The organism is Dactylosporangium sp. NPDC049525 (assembly GCF_040676755.1).
Taxonomy (GTDB): Bacteria; Actinomycetota; Actinomycetes; order Mycobacteriales; family Micromonosporaceae; genus Dactylosporangium.
In genome coordinates this window covers 70,742-84,086 of record NZ_JBFAPO010000039.1, presented here as the reverse complement: position 1 = coordinate 84,086, position 13,345 = coordinate 70,742, and the positions used below count along the sequence as shown (strand labels likewise).

Genomic DNA, 13,345 nt, shown 5'->3' with positions numbered 1-13,345 from the left:
ACGGGGGGACCTAGGCCCGATCCGTCGGGCCGACGATCTCGGTGATCCGGATGCCGAAGTTCTCGTCGATCACGACCACCTCGCCGCGGGCGATGAGCCGCCCGTTGACCAGCAGGTCGGCGGGGCCGCCGGCGGCCCGGTCCAGCTCGATCACCGCGCCGGGGGCGAGCGACAGCAGCTCGCGCACGCTCATGCGGGTGCGGCCGAGCTCGGCGGTGACCTCCATCTCGACGTCATGGAGAAGGTCGAACGCGGGCCGGCCGCGCTCGCCGCGCTCCGGGCGGGGCTCCTCGCCGCCGCCCGGGCCGCCGGTGACCTCCACCGCGACGGCGAGCGCGACGACGGCCTGCACGGTGCCGTCGTCGGTGCGCAGCGGCACGAGGATGCCGCCCGCGTCGACCAGCTGGCCCATGGCGTCGGCGGGTTCGAGCACCTGGCCGGGGTCGACGACGACGGGGCCGACGGTGGCCGCCGCGGCCTCCAGGGCGGGCCGGACGGCCTGGCTGAGGTCCAGGGCGCCCATGGGGGAGTTGGCGAGGGCTTCGACCAGGTCGGAGGTGACGACGATCGCGACCTCGCCCTGCGCGGTGCCGGCGAACCGGGCGCGGACCGCCTGGCCGTCGATGGCGAGTTCGTCGACGTTCTGCGTGGGCGCACCGACGGAGAGCGGGGAGCTGGCGGGCAGCAGCGCCACGGCGGCCTGTGCGGCCGCCTCGGCGCGGGCCAGCAGGGCCTCGTTGGTGGCGGTGGTCATCGGCGGGTCTCCTCAGCGCGGTTCTGGCCGAGCTGTCCGGCGGGCTGTCCGGCGGGCCGGTGGGTCGGTCGTTGACCCGGCTGCGGGCTCTGCACCACGAGACAGGCGAGCCGGTTGCCCTGCGCGCCGGGGACGGCGTAGGCGAACGTGATGTCCGCCGTGGTCACGGCGAGGGGCGTCGAGGTGGTGTGGGCGAGGGGCACCACGTCGCCGGGCCGCAGGCCGATCAGGTCGGCCGGGTGCATGCGTACCGGCTGAAAACGCACCGCGACCTCGATCGGCGCGCCCTCCAGGCCGGCGACCACGTTGCGGTACGCGGCCTCGCGGGCCAGCCGCTGCGCCTCGGTGAGCACCGCGCTGCCCTGCTCGCCCTGCAGCTTGGGGAAGATCGAGCCGAACGGCAGGCAGATGCTGGCCACGCACTCCTCGGTGCCGACCCGCATCTCGAACGAGGCGACGATGACGGCGTCGGACGTCGCGCCGGCCTGGGCGAACTGGGGGTTGTACTCGATCGTGGTCATCTCCGGCCGTAACGCCACGATGCCTTCGAAGGCGTAGCGCAGCTCGCCGAGCGTCCGTTCGATGAGGCCGTGCAGCAACGGCGTCTCGATGTCGCTCAGTGGGCGTTGAGGCTGCGGACCGCCCGGACCGCCGAGCATGTGGTCGATGCAGGCCATGGCGGTGCTCAGGGAGAACTCCAGAATGGCTGTGCCGGGTAGAGGATCGATGCTGAACATGGCGACGATGGTCGGGCTCGACAGGCCGCTGATGTACTCGTCGTAGGTCAGCTGCTCGATGGAGATCAGGCTGACCTGCGACACCGCCCGGAGGCTGGTGGTCAGGAGCGTGGCGTGCTGGCGGGCGAAGGTCTCGTAGGCGATCTGCAGGGTTCGGATGTGTTCGCGGGACAGTTTCGTCGGACGCCGGAAGTCATACGGTTCGGGACCGGAGCTTTTGCCGCCGCGCCGGCTCATCTTGCCGGGCGTGCGGCCGCTACCGGTCGCCGACGTTGACTGCGTCACTCTCTTACCATCGGTCTTTTGGGGTGCAGCTTGACGTAAAACGGCCGAAACGGACCTGGAGGTTTCCTTGGAAACCCCCAGATCCGCCGGTTCGTGGCTACTGGATCACGAACGACGTGAAGTACACGTCCATGATCTCTTTCTCCTTTTCGACCGTGTACGCCTTCTCGATCTTCTCCTTGAGCTCTGCCTTCAGGCGGTCCCGCTCCGCGTTGGACATCAGCTCGGCCATCTCCCGGTTGCTGTACAGGTCGATCGCGATGTCGAGCGCCTTGCTGCCGTCAGGTGCTTCGGCGGCGGCCGCGGTGGCCTGCAGCGACAGTTTCAGCTTCAGGTAGTGCCCGTCGGCCAGGTTGATCGTGATCGCGTCCAGCGGCACCACCACGCCCGGCTCCGGCTCCGGTTCCGCCGTGGCGGAGGACGGCTTGAACATGAAGTAGCCGCCGGCGCCGCCGCCCAGCAGCACCACCACGATCGCGGCGATCATGATGAGCTTCTTCCGGCTCTTCTTCGGGACCTCCTCGGCCCCGCCCTTCTCGGCCTTCTCGTCGTTCGCCATCTACGGTGCTCCTCAGCTGTTCGGCACAGCCGAGGGCAGCAGTGCCCGGGTGTCGGCCGGAAGGGATGACAGCACGATGATCTCCACCCGCCGGTTGAGCGACGCCGCTCGCGGGTCGTCCGCCGGGTACAGCGGCTTGGTGTCGGCGTACCCGGACGCCATCAGCCGGCTCTCCGGGATGCCGGCGTCGCTGTGCAGGAAGCGCACCACGGTCGAGGCGCGGGCGGTGGACAGCTCCCAGCCGCTCGGGTAGCTGCCGGTCGTGCCGGCGAGCTGGTTGGTGTGCCCGTCGACCTCGATCTTGTTCGGCAGGCCCGCGATCGCCGGGCCGATGCCGGCCATGATCGCCCGGCCGGCGGACAGCAGCTGCGCCTCGCCGCCGTCGAACACGATCGCGCTGGTGACGACGGTGACGACCAGGCCGCGCTCGTCGATGGTGAACTTCACCGAGTCGGCCAGCCCCTGCTTCTTCAGGCTCGCCTCGATCTCGGCCTTGATCTTCTCGAAGTTCTCGATCTCCTGCTGCGCGGCCTTCTGCTTCGCCGACGCCGACGCCCGCTCCTTGGCCGCCACGGCCTCCTGGACGGCGGCGGCGTCGACGGCGGTGCCGCCGATGCCCGAGGACATGTCCATCGGGGAGTCGCTGTCGGAGGACTCCATCAGGCTCGTCTCGCCACCCTCGAACGCCACCGACGGGGAGCCGAAGCCGACCGCCAGACCGTTCTTGAGCTCCGCGAATTTCTTCTGGTCGACCTGGCTGATCGCGAACAGCACGATGAAGAGCACCATCAGCAGCGTCATCATGTCGGCGTAGCTGACCAGCCAGCGCTCGTGGTTCTCGTGCTCCTCCTCGTGCGCCCCGTGCTTCTTGCCGTGCCCCTTGGCGTGTGCGCCCTTCGTGCCGCCTTTTGCAGCGTGCCCACCTCCGCTCATCAGGCGGCCTCCTTCTTGTCGTTGGCGCTACCTGGCGGCAGCAGGCTCCTGAGCTTCTGTGCGACCAGGCGGGGGTTGGCCCCTGCCTGGATGTTGATGATGCCGGCGATCACGAGCTCCATCTGCGCGCATTCAAGCTCGGACAGCCGTTTCAACTTGGCTCCCATCGGCAGCCACATGACGTTTGCTGAGAGAACTCCCCACAGCGTCGCCACGAAGGCGCCGGCGATGAGGTGACCGAGCTTGTCCGGCTCGCTGAGGTTCTCCAGGACGTGGATCAGGCCGATGACGGTGCCGATGATGCCGATCGTCGGCGCGTACCCGCCCATGCCCGTGAAGATCGTCGCGGCCTGCTTGTCGGCCTTGCGTTTCGCGTCGACCTCGGCCTCCAGGATCGCCGCGAGCTCCTCGGAGTCGGTGCCGTCGATGGCCAGCTGCAGGCCCTTCTTGAGGAACGGGTCCTGCACCTCCTTCATCGCGTCCTCCAGGGCCAGCAACCCCTCGCGCCGGGCCTTCTCGGCGAGCTTCACGATGTCGTCGACCAGCGCGTCGGCGGTGCCGACGTTGCCCAGCAGCACCCGCTTGAACGAGTCGACGAGCGCGATGGTGTCCTTCAGCATGCCGCCCGCCATCGCGGCGCCGAGGGTGCCGAAGAACACCAGGATCAGCGGCGGCAGCAGGAAGATGGAGCCCGGGCTGCCACCTTCGAGGATCATCGAGGCGAAGATCGCCACGAAGGCCAGCACGATGCCGATGATGGTTGCCGGATCCATGTGTCAGCGCTCCCGACGATGCAGATGGACGACATTGGTCTCGTTGACCCGGTCGCGGGCGGACTCGGCGCGCTCCGCCGAGGTCTGTCCCACGAGCTGCTGGGCGTCGACGACGACCTGCGCCCGGTACTGGCGGATCAGCGCCACCAGCTCCGGCAACGACTCGGCGATCAGGTACTTCGTCCCGTCCACCAGCGTCACGACCGTGTCGGGGGTGCAGTCGGCCCGCTCGACCAGGTCGGGGTTGAGTGCGAACACCGGGCCATTGAGTCTGGTCAGCAGGATCATCGACGCGCTCCCGTCCTTGGTGGTAGTGGGCGAGGCCCCGTCCGTGGTGCCTTCGGAGTTCACATCGGACCGATCGGCCGACAGGTGAGGAGTTGACGGTTGCCGGGGGGGAGCACGAGAAAGGCCCGCCACTACGGGCGGGCCTGTTTCGAGCGGAACGTCCGGTTACCGCTTCAGGTTCACCAGCTCCTGCAGCACCTCGTCCGACGTGCTGATCACCTTCGAGTTCGCCTGGAAGCCGCGCTGCGCCACGATCAGGTTCGTGAACTCCTGCGCGAGGTCGACGTTGGACATCTCCACCGCGCCGGCCTGCAACGTGCCCAGACCCACCGTGCCGGCCACGCCGACCTGGGCCAGACCCGAGTTCACCGTGAACCGGTACAGCGAGTCGCCGACCTTCTCCAGGCCGGGCGGGTTGTTGAAGTTGGCGAGGGCGAGCTGCGCCACGGTCTGCTTGTTGCCGTTGGAGAACACGCCGACCAGCTGACCGTCCGGGTTGATGTTGAACGACTGCAGCGTCGCCGCCGGCGAGCCGTTCTGGCTCAGCGGGCTCACCGTCGTGTTGCCGGTGTACTCCGTCAGGCCGGCCAGGTCGACCTCGACCCCGCCGTCGCCGTTCGGGTCGTAGATCAGGCCGATCTTGGTGTCACCGTTGGCGTCCGTGTACGTCGGCGTGTCGATCTGCCCGTTCGGCAGGAACGTCAGCGCCAGCGGCGACGGCAGCGGCGTCGTGCCGTCGGTGACGCTCACCGTCCAGCCGCCCGCGGTCTTCTCGAACGTGGTCGTCAGCGTCACCACGTTGCCCTGCACGTCGTAGGTCTTGATCGAACGCGGGATCGTGGTGGCGACGGGTGCGTCGGCCGGCAGGTTACCGGCGATCACCATCTGCCGGGTCGCGTTCGGCGCGATCAGGGTGCCCATCGGCAGCCGGATGTCACCGATCGGCGCGTTGGTGTTGACGTTGCCGTTCACCGCCGGCCAGCCCTGCACGGCCGCGCCGGTCGGGGTGACCAGCTTGCCCTCGGCGTCGAAGTTGAACGCACCGGCCCGCGTGTACAGCTGCTCGTCGACGGAGTTGACGACGAAGAACCCGTCACCGGAGATCATCACGTCGGTGGCGCGGCCCGTGGTCTGCGCCGAACCCTGCACGAAACTGGTGTTGATCGCGCCGAGCCGCACCCCCAGCCCGACCTGCGCCGGGTTGATGCCGCCCTGCCCCTCCTGGGGCGCGCCGGCGGCCCGCATCATCTGGCTCAGCGTGTCCTCGAACACGACCTGCGACGACTTGAACCCCACGGTGTTGACGTTGGCGATGTTGTTGCTGGTGACATCCATCATCTGCTGGTGCGCCCGCAGACCGCTGATGCCGGAGAAGAGTGAGCGGAGCATAGGGGAGGGGTCCTTTCAGGATGCCGGGCTGCGGACTTCCTTGACCGCACTGAGCGCGACATCCGTGTCGCCGACCCGCAGGGTGGGGCTGGTGCCTGAGAACGCCGCCGCGGTCACCACGCCGGACTGCTCCTTGCCGTCCTGGTCCGTGTACGCGACGGTCTTGCCGATCAGGTTGCTCGCGCCGAGCTGCAACTGGGCGGTGAGCAGGCTCTGCTCCGTCGCCGCCAGGTCGGAGAGCTTCTCGACCGTGGTGAACTGCGCCGTCTGCGCCAGGAACTCCGAGTTGTCCATCGGCTTCATCGGATCCTGGTACTTCAGCTGCGCCACGAGCAGCTTCAGGAACGCGTCCTTGCCCAGGTCGCCGCCGGGCTTCGCGGGCGCGTCCTGTTTCGTGCCGTCGGTCTTGCTCACGTCGGCCGGCGCGTTCGTCTTCGGCACGTAGTCGCTGACCTTGCCAGGGACCGGCTTCGGGACGTAGTCGGCGACGCTGCCGCTGACCGGTGTCGTCGGGGTGGTGATGGTGGGACCCCCTCCTAGATGCGCACGTCGACCAAGCCGTCTGCGGCGCCCGGATCTCGGACCGGTTCCGTCGCCCGCGGTTCGGGTGCCTGCTGTTGAGATCGACCCTGCGGCTGCCAACCTGAGAACTGTTGCGATTGGTTGCCCGGCCGGTCCGCGTCCTGGTGCAGATCCAGCGTGCACTGCCCGAACCCGGCGTCGCGCAGGTCCTGCCGCAGGTCCGGCAGCGCCGCCTGCAGCGCCACCCGGGCCGCCTCGCTGCCCGCCGCCAGCTGCACGGCGATCGCCCCGCCGCGCACCTCGGCGACGATGCTGACCGGCCCGAGGTCGCCGGGGCTGAGCTGGATCGTCATCCGGTGCACCCCGTCGGGCCCCTTCCGCAGCGGCGTCAGCACCATCGCCACCTGGGCCGCCACGGGTGCCTGTGCCGCCGGCGCCTGGTTCGGGGCCGCAGCCGCCGCCACCGCCGACGTCAGCTGTGTCTGCTGCGGGTGTACGGGCACCGCCGCCGCCCCCGGATCCGGCCCTGCGGGTGCGGCCTGGTCGACGCGCGCCGCGTTCCTCGGGTGCCGCCCCCCGTCCGGGGTGCCGCCCTGCCCGCCGCGCTCCTGGGCGTTGCCGGCCAGGGCACCCTGCGCGGCGAACTGCGGCATGCCGGCCGTCGCGCCGGTGCCCGGGACCGCTCCGGGGCGGTCGGCGGGAGCATCGGCGCCGGCGCCGGACTCCGCCGCCACCGGCGCGCCCGTGCCGGCCTGGACGGCGGCAGCCTGGACCACTGCCTGCGCCGCGTTCGGTGCCGCGGCCACGACGGCGGGCTGCTGCCCCGTGCCCGGCGCCGCGGAGCCGGGCTGCGGGAGCCCCGGTGCCGCCGCGGCGGCGGTCGCAGCGGTCCCGGCGGCGGTGGTCGCATCGGTCCCGGCGGCGGCCGGAGCTCCGGTCCGCGCATCGAGCGGGGCGCCGAGCTGGGTGCTGCTCTGGGCGTCGCCGTGTGCGCCGGTCGGTGCGCCTGGCTGCGGGCCTGGCTGCGGGCCTGACTGCGGGCCTGGCTGCGCGGTGGGTCGGGCGTCGAGGTCGGGAGCGGCCGCGGCGGCCGGTGGGTCCGCCGGAGCGGCGGCGATCACGGTGGCCGGCGCGTCGTCGGCGGTGGCCTGCGCGACGGCGGCGGCAGCGGTGGTCTGCGCGGCGGCAGCAGCGGCAGCGGTGGTCTGCGCGGCGGCAGCGACGGGCTGCGTGGTGGCAGCGACGGGCTGCGTGGTGGCGGCGGCCGGGGTTGGCGCGGCCAGGGTGGCGCTCGGGTGCGGGTTCAAGGCGTTCGGGATGCCGGCCCGGGTCACCTGGACGGCCTCGACGATGTGCGCGGCGAGCACGGCGCCGCCGGCTTGACCGGCATCGGGCCGCGCGGGCTGCTGCCCGGCCACGGGCGTCGCGGCGGGCAGCGCCTCCGCAGGCACCTTTGCCCGCGCCTCCACCTGCCCCTCCACCTGGATCCCCGCCGGGACCCCGGCCTGCGTTTCCACCTGCGCGGTCGCCTGCGCGGCGAACCGGCCGGCCGTGACCGCCGCGGCTTGCGTGGTGGCGGGCTGGACGGCGCCGGGCACCGCGGCAGGCGGGGCGTCCCCCGTCGCGCCGGCCTGTTCCGTCCCGATCCGGGCCGCGGCGGCGAGGGTCTCGCCGTCCGCCACCGGCGCCGGGTCGACGAGGCCCGCGCCCGGCAGCGGGCTGCCGGTCCAGGCAGCCAGCTCCGCCGGGGGTCCGGCCAGACCAGCTGTCCCGACCGCCATCCCAGCCGGGACACCGGTCCGGAGGCCGGCCTGGAACCCGGCCGGCGTCACCACGGGCATCCCGGCACGGCTCGCGGCCGGGGAGACGACGGGGACCGTCGCCTGGGCGGCGTCGAGGGACACGGTCACCGCCGTGGCCTCCTGCCGCGCCGCGGCGGCGGCGAGTATCGCCTCCAGCGTGCTCTGCCCGGCGGGCCGCGCCGCGCCGGCCGCACGTTCCGGACGTAGCCCGTCCCGTTCACCGGCGGGCCGCGCCGCGTCGGCCGCGCGCTCCGGACGCAGCACGTCCCGCTCACCGGCGGGCCGCGCCGCACCGGCGGGTCGCGAGGTCTCTTCGGGTGCCGCGTCCCGTCGTGCGCCGGTCCCGCGATCAACGGTGCCGGCCGGCCCGGTCGCCTCCCGCACGGCGGGACGGTCCCGGTCACGGGGCTCCGGCCGCCGGTCGGGTTCGGCCCGCCGGACCACGACGTCGCGCTGCTGGTGGACGGCCACGCCGGCCGTGACGGCGTCCGGTTCGGGGGCGCGGGGCCGGTCGTCGCGGGCCCGGCGGTCCCGCACCGGGAACCGCCGCTCCGGCTCGCGGTCCCGGTCCTGCGCCCGGTCGTGCCGCCGCTCGGGGACGGCGTGGTCCCGGGCACCCTGGGTCGGCGCGGCCGGCGAGGCACGGCCGTGGGCCGCCGCGGCCAGGGCGGCGGCGAAGGCGTCGGACGGGCCGGTGGCCGCGGAGAGCTCCGCGGCCCGGGCGGCACCGGTGCCGCGCGCGGCGTCGATCGGCGTGGTCATGCGAACCCTCTTCCCGCGAGCTGCTCCATCGCAGCCTTGACCTTCGGCACGTACGCCTGGGTCTGCGCGAACGGCGGGATGCCGCCGTACCGGCTGACCGCGCCGCCGCCGGCGTTGTAGGCGGCGATGGCCAGGTCGAGCGAGCCGAACCGTTCCAGGTTCGACGACAGCATCCGGGCGGCGCCGTCGACCGCCTGGGCCGGGTCCAGCGCGTCGACGCCGAGGCCGCGGGCGGTCGCCGGCATCAGCTGCATGAGGCCCTGCGCGCCGGCGCCGCTGACGGCGGCTGGGTTGTAGCCGGACTCGACCTTCGCGACCGCGGCGAGGAGGGCGGGCGCGAGGCCGTACCTGGCGCCTGCCTGCTGGAACAGGTCCGCGTACGGCACGCCGGTCAGCGCCGCCGGCCGCAGCGCCGCCGCGGCCACCGAACCGGCAGACAGCGCACCGGCGCGCAGCCCGCCACCGGCCAGCCCACCACCGGCCAGCGCGGCACCGGACAGGGACTGCGGGTCGAGGGACGCGGTCGGCACGATGCGGCGGATGGCGGACGGCGTCTCGTACACCGGCTGGATCTTCACCACGTCACCGGCGTGCGGCGCGGCGATCATGCGGTTGTCGCCCACGTAGATGGCGACGTGGTCGACGGGGCTGCCGAAGGCGAGGAGGTCACCGGGGCGGGCGTGGGCCAGGTCGGCCACGGCGGTGCCCTCGCGCGCCTGGTCCTTCGCGACCCGCGGCAGCTTGACGCCGAGGTCGGCGTAGGCGCGCTGGACGAGCCCCGAGCAGTCCAGGCCGCTCTCCGGGTTCGTGCCGCCGAACACGTACGGCGTGCCGAGGTACTTTTTCGCTGCCTCTACGACGGTGGCACCGGTGACCGCCCGCTGAGTGTCCATCGTGGACTGCAGCGCGGCCGCGAACGCGTCGCCGCCACCCGTCGCGGCGGGCGCGCCGAGCCCGATCCGGGAGCGGATCTCAGCTACGCGCGCCTGTGTCTCGTACACCGTCATGCTTGGTCCTTGCGGTTGAAGGCGGCGGCGGTGGTCAGGTCGTCGACCGCTTTGGCCTCGATCGCGGCCGCCGTCTGCTTGCGGGTCAGGTCGTGCCGCTCCTGGAGCTTCTCGATGGTGCGGCGCTGCACGGCCGCGTCGGTGAGGTCGTCGAGCCGGTCCTGGACCGTCTCGTCGGCCAGCGACGCCACGCCGATCGCCGTGGACAGCGCGCCGGCGATCGCCTGGCGGGCCATGAGGGTCGCGGCGAAGGCGGCGGACGACGCGCCGTCGGGGACCCGCCGGCCGTCGAGGTCACGCTCGCGGGCGTGGACCGAGCCGTGCGCGGCGGTGGCCTCGCCGCGGGCCCGCACCACGGCCGCCTTCGCCGCGTCCTCCTGCGCCTTGCGGGCCCGCAGGACCGCGCCCAGCCGGAAACCGTTCTTCGCCATCAGGTTTTCACCAGCGTGTCCAGCATCGACCAGGCCTGCGGGGCCGGGGTGGTGTCGTCCATGTCCTGCCGCAGGAAGTCGTTGATCTGCGGCCACAACGCCCGGGCCCGGTCGGCGTCCGGGTTGGTGCCGCTCACGTACGCGCCGATCTCGACCAGCTCGCGCACGTCGCGGTGGGCGGCGAGCATCCGTCGCAGGACGGTCGCGTCGGCGCGCTGCTCGCGGGTGGTGACCGCGTTCGCGACCCGGGACACCGACTCCAGCACGTCGATGCTGGGGAAGTGCCCGGACGTGGCGAGGCGCCGGTCGAGGGTGATGTGACCGTCGAGGATCGACCGGGCGGTGTCGGCGATCGGCTCGTTGTGGTCGTCGCCCTCGACGAGGACCGTGTACAGGCCGGTGATCGAGCCGACGGGCGCCGGGCCGGCCCGCTCCAGCAGGCGGGGCAGGAGCGCGAACACGCTCGGCGGGTAGCCGCGGGTCGCGGGCGGTTCACCGGCGGACAGCCCGACCTCGCGCTGTGCCATGGCGGTGCGGGTGAGGCTGTCCATCAGCAGCAGCACGTCCTGGCCGCCGTCGCGGAAGTACTCGGCGATCCGCGTCGCGACGAACCCGGCGCGCAACCGCACCAGCGGCGGCTGGTCGGACGTCGCGATCACGACGACGGACCGGGCGAGCCCCTCGGGTCCGAGGTCGTTCTCGATGAACTCGCGGACCTCGCGGCCCCGCTCGCCGACCAGGCCGATCACGGCGATCTCGGCGTCGGTGCCCCTGGTGATCATCGACATGAGGCTGCTCTTGCCGACGCCGGACCCGGCGAAGATGCCGATGCGCTGCCCCCGGCCGCACGGCACGAGCGTGTCCAGCGCGCGGACGCCGAGCGACAGCGGCTCCTGGACGCGGCCGCGGGCGAGGGCGTCGGGCGCGTCGTTCTCGACGGTCACCCGCTCCAGGCCGGTGAGCGGCGGCCCGCCGTCCATCGGCCGGCCCAGGCCGTCGAGGATGCGGCCGCGCAGCTGCGGGCCGACGGCGATCCGCAGTGGGGAGCCGGTGCCGCGCACGGGGCTGCCGTTGCCGATCCCGGTGAGCGCGCCCAGCGGGAGGCAGGCGAGCCGGTCGCCGTCGATGGACACGACCTCCGCCGGTACCGCCGACCCTGGCTCGCCGATCTCGACGAGGTCACCGACGCGGCCGTCGACCCCGGCGACGGTGATCGACAGGCCGACGATCGCGCTGACCCGGCCGGTGACGCGCGGGTTGGCGGCCTGGCGGGCGGCGGCGAGGCGCTGCTGGAGCGACGACGTCACTGTTCGAGCACCTCCCGCACCCGGTCGAGGGCCGGGCCCAGCCGGGCGTCGACCGTCGTGGCGTCGCACAGCGCGAGGGCGTCGCCCGGTCCGAGGCCCGGGTCGTCCACGAGGGACACCGTGCGGCCGTCCATGACCAGTTCCGTCTGTCCTATCGTCAGCCGGTCCGCCGGGTTGAGCCGGACCGTCACCGGACTTCCCGGCGGGACGAGCGCGAGGGCCCGGGCGAGCGCCTCCCGCCCCGGCTCGGTGGCGGTGCGCAGCTCCCGGCCGAGGACCGCCTCGGCGAGCGCGAACGCCGTCGCCACGATCTGGTCCTCGATGTCCTCGGCGGCCGGGACCGCGCGGCGCTCCAGGGCGTCGGTGGCGGCGCCGATCGCCCGCAGGGCCCGTTCCACGCGGGCGCGGTGCATCTCGGCGACCTCGGCGGCCTCGGCGGCGACCTGGGCGGCCTCCGCCTCGGCGACGCGCTGCGCCTCCCGCCTGCCCTGCGCCCACCCGGCGGCGTACCCGGCGGCCTGCGCCTCGGCGCGGACCTGCGCGACGAGCTCCGGCGGGAACGCCTCCCGCTCCCGCAGATCGACGTCGAAGCGGGCCGGCGGCGCGGCGCCCGCCCGGTCGTCGGTGAGCACGTTCTCGCCGTACCGCACGGTCGCCGGGACGTCCGGCGGCGGGAACGCGCGGGTCGCCGGGGTCGGCGGCGGTGGAGGCGGCGGCGGGAACGCCGGCCGTGGCGGGCCCGCCTTCTTCGGCGGCGGGGGAGGGAACGCGAGGGGGTACTCAGCCGACGAACTCATCGTCGTCCCCTCGGCGGATGGTGATCTGACCCGACTCCTCCAGGGTGCGGATCGCCTGGACGATCTTCGCCTGGGACTCCTCGACCGTGCGCAGGCGGACCGGGCCGAGCATCTCGATCTCGTCGGCGAGGTTCTCCGCGGCGCGCTCGGAGAGGTTCCGCATGACCTTCTGCCGGACCTCCTCGCGGACGCCCTTCAGCGCGGTCGCGAGGTCGTTGGTCTCGACCTGGCGCAGCACGAGCTGGATGGACCGGTCGTCGAGGGACACGATGTCCTCGAACATGAACATCTTCGAGCGGATCTCCTCCGCCAGCTCCGGGTTCCGCCCGGCGAGCCCCTCGAGGATCAGCCGCTCGGTGGCCCGGTCGGTCCGGTTGATGATCTCGACGAGCGGCTCGAGACCGCCGACCGCGGACAGGTCGCTGGGCTGCAGCACCGAGGACATCTTGCGTTCCAGGGTCGCCTCGACCTTGCGGATGATGTCGGGCGAGGTGCGGTCCATGACGGCGATGCGGTGTGCGACGTCCGCCTGCAGCTCCGGGGCGAGCCCGCCGAGGATCTGCGACGCCTGCGTGGCCGTCATGTGCGCCAGGACCAGCGCGATCGTCTGCGGGTGCTCGTCCTGCAGGAACGACAGCAGCTGGCGGGGATCGGCCTGGCCGAGGAAGCCGAACGGCACGTCCATGAAGACGGTGTTGAGCCGGCCGACGATCTCGCCGGCCCGCTCCCGCCCGAGCGACGCCTCCAGCAGGTCCCGGGCGAAGTCGAGGCCGCCCTGACCGACGTACCGGTGACCGGTCGCCATGTCGTGGAACTCCTCGAGCACCACGTCGGCGATGTCACCCTCGACCTGCCCCAGCCGCATGATCTCGGCGGTCAGCTCCTCGACCTCCGCCTCGCGAAGATGCGACATGATCTTCGCGGCGTCCTCCTTGCCCATCTGCACCAGCAGAATGGCCGCCTTCCGCAGCCCGGACAGCTCACCGGTAGTCATCCTGC

At 72.8% G+C, this 13,345-nt stretch carries 14 protein-coding genes; all 14 read right to left on the bottom strand.

Translation table 11 applies throughout. From position 1 onward, the window contains the following. Nucleotides 1-10 precede the first annotated feature (10 nt). The 14 genes from fliN to fliG all read right to left on the bottom strand — a co-directional run bounded on the left by fliN (nt 11) and on the right by fliG (nt 13,340). Complete coding sequence (gene fliN / locus AB0K00_RS38920) at nt 11-754, bottom strand: flagellar motor switch protein FliN (protein WP_363531573.1); 744 nt, start codon at nt 752-754, stop codon at nt 11-13. Continuing rightward, on the bottom strand, nt 751-1,776 hold the full coding sequence (locus AB0K00_RS38915) for a flagellar motor switch protein FliM (RefSeq protein ID WP_363531570.1): 1,026 nt from the start codon (nt 1,774-1,776) through the stop codon (nt 751-753). The genes fliN and AB0K00_RS38915 overlap by 4 nt, the downstream gene beginning before the upstream one ends. Nucleotides 1,777-1,873: 97 nt before the next feature. Beyond that, nucleotides 1,874-2,335: a flagellar basal body-associated FliL family protein gene (locus tag AB0K00_RS38910; protein WP_363531567.1), complete on the bottom strand. Its 462-nt coding sequence runs from the start codon at nt 2,333-2,335 to the stop codon at nt 1,874-1,876. Nucleotides 2,336-2,347: 12 nt separating this feature from the next. Next, on the bottom strand, nt 2,348-3,268 hold the full coding sequence (locus AB0K00_RS38905; protein ID WP_363531564.1) for a flagellar motor protein MotB: 921 nt from the start codon (nt 3,266-3,268) through the stop codon (nt 2,348-2,350). Further along, nucleotides 3,268-4,041 carry a flagellar motor protein gene (locus AB0K00_RS38900; RefSeq protein ID WP_363531561.1) on the bottom strand — a complete coding sequence of 258 codons (774 nt, stop codon included), beginning with the start codon at nt 4,039-4,041 and terminating at the stop codon, nt 3,268-3,270. Before AB0K00_RS38900 ends, AB0K00_RS38905 begins: the two co-directional genes overlap by 1 nt. A gap of 3 nt (nt 4,042-4,044) precedes the next feature. After that, the gene (locus AB0K00_RS38895; protein WP_363531558.1) at nt 4,045-4,329 is read right to left on the bottom strand and encodes a flagellar FlbD family protein; all 285 of its coding nucleotides are present in this window, start codon (nt 4,327-4,329) and stop codon (nt 4,045-4,047) included. Nucleotides 4,330-4,494: 165 nt separating this feature from the next. Then, a complete protein-coding gene (locus AB0K00_RS38890) occupies nt 4,495-5,718 on the bottom strand; it encodes a flagellar hook protein FlgE (RefSeq protein WP_363531555.1) in 1,224 nt (407 codons plus the stop codon). Nucleotides 5,719-5,733: 15 nt separating this feature from the next. Continuing rightward, on the bottom strand, nt 5,734-6,159 hold the full coding sequence (locus tag AB0K00_RS38885) for a flagellar hook capping FlgD N-terminal domain-containing protein (RefSeq protein WP_363531553.1): 426 nt from the start codon (nt 6,157-6,159) through the stop codon (nt 5,734-5,736). Nucleotides 6,160-6,254: 95 nt separating this feature from the next. Further along, nucleotides 6,255-8,804, bottom strand: a complete 2,550-nt coding sequence (locus AB0K00_RS38880; protein WP_363531550.1) for a flagellar hook-length control protein FliK — start codon at nt 8,802-8,804, stop codon at nt 6,255-6,257. Further along, a complete protein-coding gene (locus tag AB0K00_RS38875; RefSeq protein WP_363531547.1) occupies nt 8,801-9,811 on the bottom strand; it encodes a transglycosylase SLT domain-containing protein in 1,011 nt (336 codons plus the stop codon). Before AB0K00_RS38875 ends, AB0K00_RS38880 begins: the two co-directional genes overlap by 4 nt. Beyond that, nucleotides 9,808-10,242: a cell envelope biogenesis protein TolA gene (locus AB0K00_RS38870; RefSeq protein WP_363531544.1), complete on the bottom strand. Its 435-nt coding sequence runs from the start codon at nt 10,240-10,242 to the stop codon at nt 9,808-9,810. The genes AB0K00_RS38875 and AB0K00_RS38870 overlap by 4 nt, the downstream gene beginning before the upstream one ends. After that, nucleotides 10,242-11,549 (bottom strand): FliI/YscN family ATPase, encoded by a 1,308-nt coding sequence (locus AB0K00_RS38865; RefSeq protein ID WP_363531541.1) that lies wholly within the window; start codon nt 11,547-11,549, stop codon nt 10,242-10,244. The genes AB0K00_RS38870 and AB0K00_RS38865 overlap by 1 nt, the downstream gene beginning before the upstream one ends. Then, nucleotides 11,546-12,346 (bottom strand): FliH/SctL family protein, encoded by an 801-nt coding sequence (locus tag AB0K00_RS38860; protein ID WP_363531538.1) that lies wholly within the window; start codon nt 12,344-12,346, stop codon nt 11,546-11,548. Before AB0K00_RS38860 ends, AB0K00_RS38865 begins: the two co-directional genes overlap by 4 nt. After that, the gene (fliG, locus tag AB0K00_RS38855; RefSeq protein ID WP_363531535.1) at nt 12,330-13,340 is read right to left on the bottom strand and encodes a flagellar motor switch protein FliG; all 1,011 of its coding nucleotides are present in this window, start codon (nt 13,338-13,340) and stop codon (nt 12,330-12,332) included. Before fliG ends, AB0K00_RS38860 begins: the two co-directional genes overlap by 17 nt. Nucleotides 13,341-13,345 lie beyond the last annotated feature (5 nt).